General features: G+C 71.7%; 11 protein-coding genes. 7 read left to right on the top strand and 4 right to left on the bottom strand.

What is annotated here, in order from left to right; genetic code table 11:
* The first annotated feature begins 18 nt into the window (after window positions 1-18).
* Window positions 19-1,317 (top strand): DUF6986 family protein, encoded by a 1,299-nt coding sequence (locus tag VT50_RS04995; protein WP_046084619.1) that lies wholly within the window; start codon window positions 19-21, stop codon window positions 1,315-1,317.
* A gap of 139 nt (window positions 1,318-1,456) precedes the next feature.
* Window positions 1,457-2,668 carry a hypothetical protein gene (locus VT50_RS04990; RefSeq protein ID WP_046084688.1) on the top strand — a complete coding sequence of 404 codons (1,212 nt, stop codon included), beginning with the start codon at window positions 1,457-1,459 and terminating at the stop codon, window positions 2,666-2,668.
* Window positions 2,669-2,686: 18 nt separating this feature from the next.
* Here the strand turns inward: VT50_RS04990 and VT50_RS04985 are convergent, their stop codons facing one another.
* From VT50_RS04985 to VT50_RS04975, 3 genes are all read right to left on the bottom strand, one after another.
* A complete protein-coding gene (locus tag VT50_RS04985) occupies window positions 2,687-3,559 on the bottom strand; it encodes an alpha/beta fold hydrolase (RefSeq protein WP_046084618.1) in 873 nt (290 codons plus the stop codon).
* Between the two features lie 51 nt (window positions 3,560-3,610).
* Window positions 3,611-4,063 (bottom strand): hypothetical protein, encoded by a 453-nt coding sequence (locus VT50_RS04980; protein ID WP_046084617.1) that lies wholly within the window; start codon window positions 4,061-4,063, stop codon window positions 3,611-3,613.
* A gap of 187 nt (window positions 4,064-4,250) precedes the next feature.
* Complete coding sequence (locus tag VT50_RS04975; protein ID WP_046084616.1) at window positions 4,251-5,318, bottom strand: LacI family DNA-binding transcriptional regulator; 1,068 nt, start codon at window positions 5,316-5,318, stop codon at window positions 4,251-4,253.
* A gap of 144 nt (window positions 5,319-5,462) precedes the next feature.
* Between VT50_RS04975 and VT50_RS04970 the strand changes: the two genes are divergently transcribed.
* Together VT50_RS04970 and VT50_RS04965 are read left to right on the top strand one after the other, a co-directional pair.
* Window positions 5,463-6,440: an ROK family protein gene (locus tag VT50_RS04970; protein WP_046084615.1), complete on the top strand. Its 978-nt coding sequence runs from the start codon at window positions 5,463-5,465 to the stop codon at window positions 6,438-6,440.
* A gap of 139 nt (window positions 6,441-6,579) precedes the next feature.
* Window positions 6,580-8,163: a serine/threonine-protein kinase gene (locus VT50_RS04965; RefSeq protein ID WP_046084687.1), complete on the top strand. Its 1,584-nt coding sequence runs from the start codon at window positions 6,580-6,582 to the stop codon at window positions 8,161-8,163.
* A gap of 40 nt (window positions 8,164-8,203) precedes the next feature.
* Here the strand turns inward: VT50_RS04965 and VT50_RS04960 are convergent, their stop codons facing one another.
* Complete coding sequence (locus tag VT50_RS04960) at window positions 8,204-10,261, bottom strand: NPCBM/NEW2 domain-containing protein (RefSeq protein ID WP_046084614.1); 2,058 nt, start codon at window positions 10,259-10,261, stop codon at window positions 8,204-8,206.
* Between the two features lie 213 nt (window positions 10,262-10,474).
* Between VT50_RS04960 and VT50_RS04955 the strand changes: the two genes are divergently transcribed.
* From VT50_RS04955 to VT50_RS04945, 3 genes are read left to right on the top strand one after another with little or no spacing between them, the layout of a single operon-like run.
* Window positions 10,475-11,758, top strand: coding sequence for an ABC transporter substrate-binding protein (locus VT50_RS04955; RefSeq protein WP_206269344.1), 1,284 nt, complete (start codon window positions 10,475-10,477; stop codon window positions 11,756-11,758).
* Between the two features lie 12 nt (window positions 11,759-11,770).
* Window positions 11,771-12,685 carry a carbohydrate ABC transporter permease gene (locus tag VT50_RS04950; protein WP_046084613.1) on the top strand — a complete coding sequence of 305 codons (915 nt, stop codon included), beginning with the start codon at window positions 11,771-11,773 and terminating at the stop codon, window positions 12,683-12,685.
* The gene (locus tag VT50_RS04945; RefSeq protein ID WP_046084612.1) at window positions 12,682-13,602 is read left to right on the top strand and encodes a carbohydrate ABC transporter permease; all 921 of its coding nucleotides are present in this window, start codon (window positions 12,682-12,684) and stop codon (window positions 13,600-13,602) included. The genes VT50_RS04950 and VT50_RS04945 overlap by 4 nt, the downstream gene beginning before the upstream one ends.
* Window positions 13,603-13,693 lie beyond the last annotated feature (91 nt).

Below are 13,693 nucleotides of genomic sequence, written 5' to 3'. Positions count from 1 at the left end.
AAGGGTGGAGAAGCGGACATGGAGCCTGAGCCTCAGCAGACGGTGCGCACCAGCCTGCCCGGTGCCGTACGGGCGGCCGTCGCCGACTCCCTCGCCGCCGTCGACGCCGAGCTGGCCCGCCGCTACCCGGGCGACCCCGGCACCCGCCAGCCCGTCCACACCGTCTACGTCCCCGCCGACCTCGTCACCGCCGGTACCGTGCGCGACTGGGGCGACCAGGCGCTGGCGGCCCTCGACCGGCACGCCCCCGACGCCGGCTCCTTCGCCGCCGTCCTCGGCATCCCGGACGAACTCGCCGAGCCCGTCCACACCCGGGTGCGGGCCAAGCTCGAGCGCGAACCCGTGGAGGACCTGCGGATCGACTTCGAGGACGGCTACGGCCCCCGGCCCGACGCCGAGGAGGACGCCGCGGCCGCCCGCGCCGCCGGGCTCATCGCGGCCGCCCGCGCCGACGGCACCGCGCCGCCCTACGCGGGCATCCGCATGAAATGCCTGGAGGCCGCCGTGCGCGACCGCGGCATCCGCACCCTCGACATCTTCCTCACCGGACTGATGGCGGCCGGAGGGCTGCCGGACGGCCTGGTGCTCACCCTGCCCAAGGTGACGTACGCCGAGCAGGTCACCGCGATGGCCCGGCTGTGCGGGGAGTTCGAGAAGGCCCACGGGCTCGCCCCCGGCCGTATCGGCTTCGAGATCCAGATCGAGACCACCCAGGCCATCCTCGGCCCGGACGGCCGCGCCACCGTCGCCCGGATGATCGACGCCGCCGGGGGACGGGCCACCGGACTCCACTACGGCACCTTCGACTACAGCGCCTCCTGCGGCGTGGGCGCCGCCCATCAGTCCATGGACCACCCGGTGGCCGACCACGCCAAGGCCGTGATGCAGGTCGCCGCCGCGGGCACCGGCGTACGACTCTCCGACGGCTCCACCAACGTGCTGCCGGTCGGCCCCACCGAGCGGGTCCACGACGCCTGGCGGCTCCACCACCGCCTGGTACGGCGGTCGTTGGCGCGCGCGTACCACCAGGGCTGGGACATGCACCCCGGCCACCTCTCGACCCGCTACGCCGCCGTCTACGCGTTCTACCGCGAGGGCCTGGAGGCGGCGGCGGAACGGCTCGCCGCGTATGTGGACCGTACGGCCGGACCCAGCGGCGTCGCCGACGAACCGGCCACCGCGAAGGCGCTCAGCGGCCATCTGGTGCGCGGGCTGGACTGCGGGGCCCTCGACGCCGCCGAGGTCGAGCGGCTGACCGGGCTCGGCCGCGCCGAACTCGACGCGCTGGCGGGCCGCGCCGCCCCGGCCGCCCCCTGACCGGCCCGGCACACCGGAACCGCTGGGGCCCACGGCTCGGCCCGTCCCGCCGGGCCCGCTGATCCGCTTGGTCACATCCGCTCACCCGCACGTGTCACCCGGGATGCGGCCCCGCCGGTGAGGGCGGGAGATGGGTGTCATGGCCAGAAGCGCCGTGTCGGCCCTGCTGATCCTGCTCGGTTGCCTCCTCGTACCGGTGTCCGTGCTGACGGTGTGGGTCCATGACATCGTCCTGGACACCGACCGCTATGTGGCGACCGTCGCCCCGCTCGCGAAGGACCCGGCGATCCAGGACACCGCCGTGGAACAGGTCAGCAAGGCCGTCGACATCCGCCACAACAGCCAGGAGATCACCGACGACATCGCCTCCTGGCTGCGCGCCCACGGCCTCCCCGAGCGGGCCGCCGACACCATCGAGGGGCTGGCCCCGCAGCTGGACTCGGCCCTGGACCAGGCGGTGCGGAAGGTGGCCGCCCACATCGTGCGCAGCGAGCAGTTCCCCGCCGTGTGGACCGGCGCCAACCGGGCCGCCCACACCGCCGTCGTGAGCGCCCTCACCGGCAAGGGCGGCGGGCCGGTCGGCGTCGAGGGCCACACCGTCACCCTCAACGTCGGCGCCGCCGTGGAGCGGGTCAGACAGCAACTGGTGGACGCCGGACTCCCCGCGGTGACCGGCGTCCCCGACATCCACCAGCGGCTCGTCCTCTTCCACTCCGACCGGCTCGACACCCTCCGGCGGTCGGCACGCCTGCTCGACCTGGCCGGGAACTGGCTGCCCGCGCTGACCGTGACCCTCGGCGGTACGGGAGTGGTGCTCGCCCGCCGGCGCCGCCGGGCGCTCGCCCGCGCGGCCCTGGGCACCGCGCTCGCCTCCCTCGGCCTGGTGCTGCTCCTGGTGGTGGGCCGCCGCTACTACCTCGACCACGTGCCGACCAGCGTGCTGTCCCGGGAGGCCGCCTCGGCCCTCTTCGACACGGTGGTCCGCTTCCTGCGGGTCACCGTGCTCACCGTGCTGGTGCTCGGCCTCGTGGTCGCGCTCGGCGCCTATCTGGCGGGCCCCGGGCGGCTGCCGAGCGCGGTACGCGGCCGGGCCGAGGTCCTGGCCGACAGCGCGGCCCGCTGGGGCGCGGCCCACGGGATGCGCACCGGCCGGGCCGGTACCTGGACCGCCGACCACCGGCGGGGGCTGACGACGGCGGCCCTGCTGGTGCCGGTCGCGGTGTTCGCCCTGTGGAACCACCCCACCGTGCTGACGGTGCTCCTGCTGGTCCTGATCCTGCTGGCCGCCCTCGCCGTGATCGCCCTGCTGGCCGCCACGGGCCGCACGGGCGCACCCGGCCGGGGCGGCTGACACCGGGTCGGGCGTGGTTCAGCGGGCGCCCACGTGGGTGCCGAGGAACGTCCGGATCAGGGGGACCACCTCGTCCAGGCCGGTTTCGAGGAGGAAGTGGCCGCCGTCCTGGAGGTGCACCTCGGCCTTCGGGTTGTCGCGGGCGAAGGCGCGGGCGCCGTCGGGGCCGAAGATGGGGTCGTCGCGGCCCCATACGGCGAGCAGGGGCGGCTGGTGGGCGCGGAAGTACTCGTGCACCCGGGGGTACAGGGGGCTGTTGGTGGCGTAGTCCCGGAAGAGCTCGAGCTGGACCAGGTCATTGCCGGGGCGGGACACCTGCTGGAAGTCGTGGTGCCAGGTGTCGGGGCTGACCAGACTCTCGTCGGGAGCTCCGGTGACGTACTGCCACTTGATCAGGTCCAGGGAGAGGGCCTGGCGGACGGCCTCCTCGTTCGCCGGGCCCTGATCCGCCTGATAGGCCCATACGGGCCGCCAGAAGTCCTCGACGAAGCCCTCGTCGTAGGCGTTGCCGTTCTGCGTCACGATGGCGGTGACCGCTTCGGGGGCGCGCAGGGCGAGGCGCCAGCCGATGGGCGCGCCGTAGTCCTGGACGTAGAGGGCGTAGCGGTCGAGGCCGAGGTGGTCGAGGAGACCGGCGGTGAGGTCGGTGAGGGCGTCGAAGGTGTAGTCGAACTCATCGACCCCGGGGGCGTCGGAGAATCCGAAGCCGAGATGGTCGGGGGCGATGAGCCGATGGCGGTCCGCCAGGCGCGGGATGAGCTCGCGGAACATGAACGAGCTGGTGGGGAAGCCGTGCAGGAGGACGAGCGCGGGGGCGTCCGCGGGCCCTGCCTCGCGGTAGAACAGCCGTCGGCCCTGGATGTCCGCGAACCTGTGGTGCACCTGTGACATAGCCTCTGCGCCTTTCGGGAGCACCGGTCGGTACGGGGGCTCAGTACGGGGTCAGTACCGCAGTGCCGTGCCCACGTTCGCCGTGATGCGGCCGGTGAGCTTGCGGTGGCTGCGGGCGGTGGCCGGGGTGGGCTGGTTCGGGGCCACCTTGGGCAGGCGCAGGACGACGGCGTCCACCAAGTCCCCGCTCGCGTCGCGGAAGTTGATCTCGATGGCGTAACCGGCCGGGTGCTTGCCCGCGTTGGTCACGGTCAGCGGAGCCACGGCACGTCCCGCGCCGTCGCGGCTCACCCGGCCGACCTTCACCTCGCGCTTGGCCTGCGAGCCGCCCTTGATCTTGTCGAGTTCGGCCTGCGCCGACGCCCGCGCGGACGCGATGGCGGCGGAGGCCCGGGACACCTCGGAGGACGGGGTGCCCCCGTCCTCCGAACAGCCGACGGCGGCCGGCGCCAGCACGGCCATGAGGCTCACCGCGCAGATCGTCCGCGTTCGGCGCCCGCTCATCGCGTCTCCCTCGTTCCGTCGGACAGGCCCCGGGCCCTCGGCCTCCACCCTGGGGGGAGCGGGGGACCGGGGCAACCGGAGCGGGGCCGTCCAGGCGTTCGTGGGCGGCGGGCCGTCCCGGGAAGACCGGGCGTCCGGGGAAGGCGGCCCGGGCGTCCGGGGAGGCGCGCCGTTGGGGGAGGGGCGCTCAGGACGCCGCGGGCGGGGGCAGCTCACCCGAGCCGCGCGGGATCAGCCGGGTCGGCAGCACGAGTCGCCGGGGGTCCCCGCCCGCCCCGTCGAGGCGGCGGAAGAGCAGATCGGCGGCGGTGCGGCCGAGCTGTGCCGAGTCCTGGGCTATGACGGAGATCCCGGGGGAGAGCAGATCGGCGAGCTCGAAGTCGTCAAAGCCGATGAGGGCCACCGGGACGGCGGGCGCGGGGCGCTCGGCCAGGACCCGTACGACCGTGACGGTGACCCGGTTGTTGCCCGCGAAGAGCGCGGTGACCGGCTCGGCGGCGTCCAGCATCGCGGTGGCCGCGGTCCGGACCCGCTCCGGATCGGTGGGGCCGAGCGAGACCCAGGCGTCATGGACCGGCAGCCCGGCCTCGCTCATCGCCGCGTGATAGCCGCGCAGCCGCTCGGCGGCGGTGTGGATGCCCGGCAGGTCGCCGAGGAAGCCGATCCGCCGGTGTCCGTGGGCGATCAGATGGGCGACGGCGTCCTGGGAACCGCCGAAGCTGTCGGCGAGCACGGCGTCGGCCTCGACGCGCCCCGCAGGCCGGTCGACGAAGACGGTGGCCACCCCGGCCGCCATCTCGGGCGCCAGATAGCGGTGGTCATGACCGGCCGGGATGATGACGAGGCCGTCGACCCGGCGCGCGCACAGGGCGAGCACCAGCTCCTGCTCGCGCTCGGGGTCCTCCGCGCTGGACCCGTTGATCAGCAGCGCCCCATGGGCCCGGGCGACCTCCTCGACGGCGCGGCTCAGCGGACCGTAGAAGGGGTCGGCCAGGTCCTCCAGGACAAGACCGATGCTCGCCGTACGGCCCTTGCGCAGGATGCGGGCACTGTCGTTGCGGCGGAAGCCGAGCGCGGTGATGGCCTCCTGGACGCGGCGTTCGGTGTCGGGGGTGACGCCCGGCTCGCCGTTGACCACTCTGGAGACGGTCTTGAGGCCGACCCCGGCCCGCGCGGCGACGTCCTTCATCGTGGGCCGGGTGCCGTAACGGCGGGTGGGGGTGCGGCTGGCGGTACCCGGGGCGGTGTCGGTCACAGTGCGCTCGTCCCGTCGCTGGTCGTCGTGGGGGAAGGAGTGACGAGCATAGCCCCTGGACAACGTTGTCAGCGCCGGGAAGACTATGGCCGCACACCGAACACGCCCTGCCCGCCAGCATGCCCACCAGGAGAGACGACACCTATGCCACGTGACCTCATCGCCGCACTCGACATCGGCGGGACCAAGATCGCGGGCGCTCTGGTGGACGGGAGCGGAAAGCTCGTCGTACGGGCCCGCCGCGCCACCCGCGCCCAGGAGTCAGGCGCCACGGTGATGCGGCAGGTCACCGCCGTGCTCAAGGAGCTCGCGGCCACCGCGCACTGGTCGCGGGCGGCCGCCGTGGGCATCGGCAGCGCGGGCCCGGTGGACGCCTCCGTGGGCACCGTCAGCCCCGTCAACATCCCCGGCTGGAGAGACTTCCCGCTGGTCGCCGGGGTCCGCGAGACCACCGGCGCACTGCCGCTGTCCCTGGTCGGCGACGGGCCCGCGATGACGGCCGCCGAACACTGGCAGGGCGTGGCGCGGGGCCGTAAGAGCGCGCTGTGCATGGTGGTCTCCACCGGTGTGGGCGGCGGGCTGGTCCTGGGCGGAAGGCTGTATCCGGGCCCGACCGGCAACGCCGGGCACATCGGCCACATCAGCGTGGAGCTCAACGGCGACCCCTGCCCCTGTGGCGGACGCGGCTGCGTGGAGCGGATCGCCAGCGGCCCCAACATCGCCCGCCGCGCCCTGGACGGCGGCTGGCGCCCGGGGCCGGACGGCGACACCAGCGCCCGGGCGGTGGCAGCATCGGCGCGGGCCGGAGACCCGGTCGCGCGGGCCTCCTTCGAACGGGCCGCCCAGGCCCTGGCCGCCGGTATCGCCGCGACCGCCGCGCTCGTCGAGATCGAGGTGGCGGTCATCGGCGGCGGGGTGGCGGGCGCCGGGGACGTGCTCTTCGCGCCCCTGCGGCGCGCCCTGGGCGACTACGCGACCCTGTCGTTCGTCCGGGGGCTGGAGGTCGTTCCGGCGCAGATGGGCACGGACGCGGGGCTGGTGGGCGCGGCCGCCGCGGCGGCCCAGGAGGCGCGGCTGGAGGGGTTCGGCCCGGCGGCGGGCCCGCGTCCGGCCGGGGACTGAGTCCGCTCCTTCACCGTTTGGCCATGACTCGCTGTCACCGTCGCCCCCTAAGCTGTTCGCCCTGAGCCCGGATGCCCAACGGCGGCCGGGCGGGGCCGAGGAGAGCGCGAGGGAAGGCGGAGCGGTGGCACCGGCGGACATGGGCGGGGATCTGTCGGGGCGGCTGCTGGGCGGGCGGTACCGGGTGACGGGCAGCCTCGGCCGCGGCGGCATGGGCGTGGTCTGCAAGGCCGTGGACGCGGTGCTCGGCCGGGAGGTCGCGGTCAAGGTGCTGCGCGCCCACACCGACGCCTCCAGCGCCGAACTGGCCGATCTGCGCACCCGGATGCAGCGGGAGGCGCGGGCGGCGGCCCGGATCCGGCACTCCGGTGTGATCACGGTCCATGACGTGGCCGAGGAGGACGGGCTGCCGCTCATCGTCATGGAGCTGATCGACGGGCCCTCGCTCGACGATCTGATCGACGAGCGGGGCACCCTCGGCCCCCGGGAGGCTGCGGGGATCGGCGCCGAGGTCGCGGACGCGCTCGGCGCGGCCCATGGCGCCGGGGTGCTGCACCGCGATGTGAAGCCCGGCAACGTGCTGCTGGACCGCGAGGGCCGTGTCGTCCTCACGGACTTCGGCATCGCGAGCCTCGAGGCGCCCGAGGACGGTGCGACCACCAAGCTGACCCGCAGCGGCGAGCTGATCGGCTCCCTGGACTACCTCGCGCCCGAGCGCGCCCAGGGCCAGGACCCGAGCCCGGCCTCGGACGTCTGGGCGCTGGGAATGACGCTGTACGCGGCGGTGGAGGGCTCCTCGCCGTTCCGCCGCACCTCCGTGTGGTCCACGCTCACCGCGATCGTCAATGAGCCGCTGCCCGAGCCCCGGCTGGCCGGGCCGCTGGCGCCCGTGTTGCGCGCGCTGATGGACAAGGACCCGCGGGGGCGGCCGTCCGCCGCCGAGGCGCGCCGGATGCTGGCGGAGGTGGCGGCCGGGGAGACGCCGCGCGGCGCGGCCGCGCCGCCCCCGCCCGTTCCGCCGAGCGAACCAGCCGCGTCCGCCCCGCCTCCGGGTTTCGGCCCGCCGCCCGTGGCGGAGCAACTGGTGGGTGGGGAGCCGGGCGCGGGGAGCGGGGCCCGGCCGCGCAGCGCGGGGCGCAGGCGCCGCGGAGCGCTCATCGCCGCCGCGGCCGCCACCGTCGCGCTCACCGGCGGCGGGCTGACGTACGCACTGGTGGGGGGCGAGGGCCACAGCACGGAGTCGGGGCGGACGGGGGATGCGCCGAGCGAATCCGCGGGCCCGGGGAAGTCCGCCGCGCCGGGCGGCGGCAAGGCGAGCGCCACGGCCGGGCAGGGCAGCGCGCGGCCGGATGACACGGCCTCGTCCACCCCGGACGACGGCGGTGGCAGCGGTGACGCCAGCGGCCCGGCGGCTCCATCGGACCCGCCCTCGGGCGCCGCGCCCGTCTGCCACGGCAGCGGCGGCGGGCGGTACGACTGCGAGGTGTGGCGCGACGCCACCTCGTACACCCACGGCGGTGAGCCGGTCGGCACCCTCAAGCACGGCGTGAACTACTTCTACTGCCAGGAGAACCTGGGCCGCCGGGAGAACTACGGCAAGTGGACGAACGTGTGGTGGGCCAGGACCGACGATGACAACGGCCATCGGGATGTCTATGTGAGCGTCGTCTACGTCAAGGGCGGCGAGAATGACGAGCCCCTTCCCGGGCTGCCCGAGTGCTGAGCCCGGGGCGGCCACGGGAAGGGGCGGAACTCAGGCCGTCTCAGCAGGTGAAGGCCGCCTCGGCCCAGTCCCCGTGATCGCTGGTGACCCCGTCCCCGCCGTCGGTGACCACGAGCCGCACCGTCTTCGCCCCGTCGATGGCGGCGTCGAGCGCGGCGGCCGGATCGGCGTTGGTCAGCGTCTTCGACGACGCCACCCTGGCGTCGTCCGCCCAGACCTCGAAGCCGGCCGACCCCTCGCTGCCCTGCTCGTCGTCCACGCCGACCCGCGCGGTGAAGCGCGAGCACCGGCCGCCGGTGTAGTACGTGACCTCACTCGGCGCGTGCACGCCCAGGCCCTTGGCGTACGTGGTGCCGTCGATGGTGAGCGGATGGCCGTCACCCGCCTGGTCCTCGCCGACGCTGGTGTCCTTCTCCACCGGACCCCAGCCGTTGAGCGCGCTCAGCCACGGCAGATCGCTCGCGTACGAGTTGCCGGAGGGCGGAGCGACCACCACATGGACCGCCGAGACCAGCCGGGCGGTGGCCTTGTCGCCTCCCGGTGAGCGGTAGTCGGCGCTGACCGTGAGGTCGTACGGACCGGGCTTGGCACCGGTCGGCGCGGTGACCTGCCAGCGTGTGGCCAGCTTCGAGCCGGTGGGCAGCGAGGCGGCCCGGGTCGGGGAGGTGGCCTTGATCCGCCAGCCGTCGGGGCCGGTGAGCCGGACCGCGACCTGCTGGGCCGGGGTGCGGCCGAGGTCGGTGACCGCGGTGTCGACCTGGGCCGCGGTCCCGGCCTCGGTCAGCACCGCGCCGTCGAGGCCGAGTTCGGCGGCGGGCGGGTAGGAGGCCCAGCGGGTGTCGGCCGAGACCCGGTAGAGCGCGGTGCCATGGGCCGGGACGGTGGCCGAGATGGCTCCGGCGGTGTTGTAGTCCTTGTGCGACCACAGGTCGCGGAGCCGGTACGCGGTCGCCCGGGGCAGCCCGACCCCGGTCGCCGAGGTGGCGATGTGCTGCGGCTGGCCGGTCTCGTTGAACAGCGCGACGGCGCGGCTGCCGTCCGACATCTCCTTGGCGATGACCCAGCGCCCGCCCTCGGAGGAGACCACGGTGCCCTGCTTGCCCAGCGGGTCCTGATCGACGGCGATGACGTCGCGGTTGCCGAGGATCTCATAGGTCTCGGCGGACGCCTCGCGCAGATCGCTGCCGATCAGCAGCGGCGCGGCCATGATCGACCACAGCGAGAAGTGGCTGCGGTACTCGGTGTCCGTCATCCCGCCGTTGCCGACCTCCAGCATGTCGGGGTCGTTCCAGCGGCCGGGCCCGGCGTACCGCGCGAGCGGCAGGTTCTGCTTGGCGATCGACAGCATGCTGCCCCAGTTGTCGCTGATGTCGCCCGTGGTCCGCCAGAGCTGGCCGACGTCCCCTGCCCACTCCCACGGCTTGTTCTCGCCCCATTCGCAGATGCTGTAGACGATGGGGCGGCCGGTGGTCTCGGTCGCGGCCTTCAGGGCGTCGCGCATGGTGCGGTAGCGCTGCTTGGCGTCGACGCCCTGGTTATTGCAGTTGTCGTACTTGAGGTAGTCGATGCCCCAGTCGGCGAACTGCTGGGCGTCGGACTCCTCATGGCCGAGTGCTCCGGGGAAGCCCGCGCTGTTGCAGGTCTTGGTGCCCGCGCTGGTGTAGATGCCGATCTTCAGGCCCTTGGAGTGGACATAGTCGGCGACGGCCTTGATGCCGTTCGGGAAGCGGTCCGGGTCGGGCACCAGCTTGCCGTTGGCGTCGCGCTCCGGCAGCGCCCAGCAGTCGTCGAGGTTGACGTACTGGTATCCGGCGTCCTTCAGCCCCTTGTCCACGAAGATGTCGGCGATGCCTTTGACCATCGCCTCGTTGAACTCCGCGCGGCAGTTGGTCGAGTTCCAGTTGTTGAAGCCCATCGGAGGGGTGAGGGCGAGCCCGTCACCGGGCGCGGCGCCCGGGTCGGAGACCGATGGGGTGACCTCGGCGGGATGTGCGGGCTGGGCGACGGCCGGGAGGGCCAGGCCGACCGTGGCCAGCAGTCCGGCGCTCAGTGCTCCGATGACTCTTCGGCTCGCGGGTCGGAAACAGCGGTGGCGCACGATGCGGGTCCTCCGTCCTCAGCGGGGGTAACGCAGTGTCATGGCTGCGTCACATGCGAGCGTTTACGGTAGACCCTGTTGGAGTCTGTTGGAAGAGTTGCGATAACAGTTGTTCGATATCTTGTCAAAACCCTTGACGATTGGCCTGGCGGCCGGGTGAGATCCCCTCACTCGCGTTCGGTTGTGTTTGATTGAACCTCTGTGGAGGGGCACATGGAACCGTCATCGTCAGGACATCGGATCTCCCGCCGTGCGCTACTACGGGGCACCGCGGCCGGAGCCGGCGCGGTCGCCCTTCCGGCGCTGCTGACCGCCTGCGGTGGTCCGGGCGACGAAGTGAAGATCGGCTCCAATGCCTCCGACGCCGTGCCCCGTAAGGCGTTCGCCGAGGTCTTCAACGCGTACGAGAAGAAGTCGGACAAGAAGGTCAAGGTCAACACCGTCAACCACGAGGCCTTCCAGGAGGGCATCAACCGCTATCTGAAGGGCACCCCCGACGACGTCTTCATGTGGTTCGCCGGATACCGCATGCAATTCTTCGCCGAACAGGGGCAGCTCGCCGATATCAGCGACCTCTGGAAGGGCTTCGACGGCTTCTCCGCCGCGCTCAAGGCGCAGTCGACCGGCAAGGACGGCAAGCAGTACCTGGTGCCGTACTACTACTACCCCTGGGCGGTCTTCTACCGGAAGAGCGTCTTCGCCCAGCACGGCTACGAGATTCCCAAGACCTTCGACGAGTTCCGGGCGCTCGCCAAGCGGATGGACAAGGACGGTCTCGACGCCATCGCCTTCGGCGACAAGGACGGCTGGCCCGCCATGGGGACCTTCGACTATCTCAACATGCGGGCCAACGGCTACGACTTCCATGTCTCGCTCATGGGCGGCGAGGAGTCCTGGACCGATCCCAAGGTCAAACACGTCTTCGACCTGTGGCGCGGGCTGATGCCCTACCACCAGAAGGGCGCCAACGGGCGGACCTGGCAGGAGGCCGCCCAGAGCCTGGCCCAGAAGAAGTCCGGTATGGCGGTCTTCGGGCTGCCCCACCCCGGGCAGCAGTTCTCCGCCGCCGACCGCGAGGATCTGGACTTCTTCGCCTTCCCCGAGATCGACTCCGCCTACGGCCAGGACGCGGTGGAGGCGCCGATCGACGGCTTTCTGCTGGCGAAGAAGTCCAAGCGGCAGAAGGAGGGCAAGGAGCTGATGAAGTACCTCGCCACCCCCGCCGCCGAGGAGATCTACCTCAAGCGCGACCCGAACAACATCGCGGTCAACGACAAGGCGTCCACCTCGTCGTACAACGCGCTCCAGAAGAAGGCCGTCGACCTCGTCTCGAACGCCAAGCAGATATCGCAGTTCATGGACCGCGACACCCGGCCGGACTTCGCGTCCCAGGTGATGATCCGGGCCATTCAGCAGTTCATCAACAAGCCCAACGACATCGACGGCCTCACCAAGGACATCGAGTCCCAGAAGAAGACCATCTTCGCCAGCGACTAGGAGATCCGCGCCGTGCCGCTCACCACCGCGCGGCGTGCCAAACGGCGGGGTCCGCGGAGGTTCACCCCCCGCGACCTCGCCGTCATCGGCGTGCTGCTGGGCATACCCGTCCTGCTCGACCTGGCCCTGATCTGGGGCCCGACCCTCGCCTCCGTCGGCCTGTCCTTCACCAACTGGGACGGCATCGGCGACATCCACTGGGTGGGCATCGACAATTACAAGACCCTCTTCACCGACTATCCGCCGTTCTGGCCCGCGGTTCGCAACAATCTGCTCTGGGTGGCCTTTCTCGGCCTGGTCGCGACCCCCTTCGGACTGCTGCTGGCGGTCCTGCTGGACAAGGGCGTCCGATTCAGCCGCTTCTACCAGTCCACCCTCTATATGCCGGTGGTGCTCTCCCTCGCCATCGTCGGCTTCATCGCACAGCTGGTCTTCTCCCGCGACCAGGGTGCGCTGAACGCGATCCTCGCCAACAAGAACGACCCCGTGGACTGGCTCGGAGACCCGGACCTCAATATCTGGATGGTGCTGCTGGCGGCCGCCTGGCGGCACACCGGGTATGTGATGATCCTCTATCTGGCCGGGCTGAAATCCGTCGATCCCTCGCTCAAGGAAGCCGCCGCGATCGACGGCGCCAGCGAGACCCAGACCTTCTTCCGGGTGGTGCTGCCCACCCTGCGGCCGGTCAACATCATCGTCGGCGTCATCACGGTGATCGAGGCATTGCGCGCCTTCGACATCGTCTATGCCATCAACCACGGCCGCAACGGGCTCGAACTGCTCTCGGTGCTGGTCACCGACAACATCATCGGCGAGGCCAGCCGGATCGGATTCGGCTCCGCGATCGCCGTCGTCCTGCTGACCGTGTCCCTGGGATTCATCGTGACCTATCTGGTCCAGGAGTTGCGAGGGGGGAAGAAGCGATGACCCTCACCACGCCGACCGCCCCCGTGCGGACCGTGACCCCGGCGACCGGTACCGGCAAGCGTCGGGTGACCCGTGGCCGGCTCGGACTGCACGCCTTTCTGATGGTCGTGTCGCTCGCCTTCCTCGCCCCGCTGCTGCTCGCGGTCTACGCCTCGCTGCGGCCGTACGAGGAGACCGCGAAATACGGCTATTTCTCGCTGCCGCGCCATCTGTCGTTCGACTACTACGCCAAGGCGTTCAACGACTCCGGAATGGGCAAGTACTTCGTCAACTCGCTCATCATCGCGGTGCCCGGGGTGCTGCTGACGCTGTTCCTCGCCTCGTTCGTCGCCTTCTGCGCGACCCGGCTGAGAATACGCGGCGGGCTGGTGCTGCTGATGGTGTTCACGGCGGGCAATCTGCTGCCGCAGCAGGTCATCGTCACCCCGCTCTATGTGCTCTTCACCAAGATCGATCTGCCCTATTGGATGTCGGACTCGATGACGATGTACGACTCCTACTGGGCCGTGCTCGCCGTTCAGGTCGCCTTCCAGGTGGGATTCTGCGTCTTCGTCCTCGCCAACTTCATGCGCACCATTCCCGATGAGATCGTGGAGGCGGCGCGGGTGGACGGAGCGGGGGTCTGGACGCAGTACTGGAACATCACGCTTCCGCTGTGCCGGCCCGCGCTGGCCGCGCTCGCCACCCTGCAATTCACCTGGATGTACAACGACTTCCTGTGGGCGCTCGTCTTCATCTCCGACGGCGAGAAGCTGCCCATCACCTCCGCGCTCAACAATCTGCGCGGCCAGTTCTTCACCGACTACAACCTGCTCGCGGCGGGTTCGGTGATCGTGGCGCTTCCCACGGTGCTGGTCTTCCTGCTGTTGCAGCGCCACTTCATCGCCGGACTCACCCTCGGCGCCAGCAAGGGCTGATACGGCAGGGGTCACCGTGGCTCATGTGGCCACGGTGACCCCTCTGGCACGAGGGCCCGCTGATCCCCGCTCACGCCCCGCCGCCCCGCCC

Origin of the sequence: Streptomyces antioxidans, assembly GCF_000968685.2 — a bacterium.
GTDB lineage: Bacteria > Actinomycetota > Actinomycetes > Streptomycetales > Streptomycetaceae > Streptomyces > Streptomyces antioxidans.
This window is presented reverse-complemented; position numbering and strand designations above follow the sequence as displayed.

Bases quoted from the DNA above. Each gene is read 5' to 3' on its own strand.
- VT50_RS04995 (WP_046084619.1), top strand. From the start codon at position 19: ATGGAGCCTGAGCCTCAGCAGACGGTGCGCACCAGCCTGCCCGGTGCC.
- VT50_RS04990 (WP_046084688.1), top strand. From the start codon at position 1,457: ATGGCCAGAAGCGCCGTGTCGGCCCTGCTGATCCTGCTCGGTTGCCTC.
- VT50_RS04985 (WP_046084618.1), bottom strand. From the start codon at position 3,559: ATGTCACAGGTGCACCACAGGTTCGCGGACATCCAGGGCCGACGGCTG.
- VT50_RS04980 (WP_046084617.1), bottom strand. From the start codon at position 4,063: ATGAGCGGGCGCCGAACGCGGACGATCTGCGCGGTGAGCCTCATGGCC.
- VT50_RS04970 (WP_046084615.1), top strand. From the start codon at position 5,463: ATGCCACGTGACCTCATCGCCGCACTCGACATCGGCGGGACCAAGATC.
- VT50_RS04965 (WP_046084687.1), top strand. From the start codon at position 6,580: ATGGGCGGGGATCTGTCGGGGCGGCTGCTGGGCGGGCGGTACCGGGTG.
- VT50_RS04955 (WP_206269344.1), top strand. From the start codon at position 10,475: ATGGAACCGTCATCGTCAGGACATCGGATCTCCCGCCGTGCGCTACTA.
- VT50_RS04945 (WP_046084612.1), top strand. From the start codon at position 12,682: ATGACCCTCACCACGCCGACCGCCCCCGTGCGGACCGTGACCCCGGCG.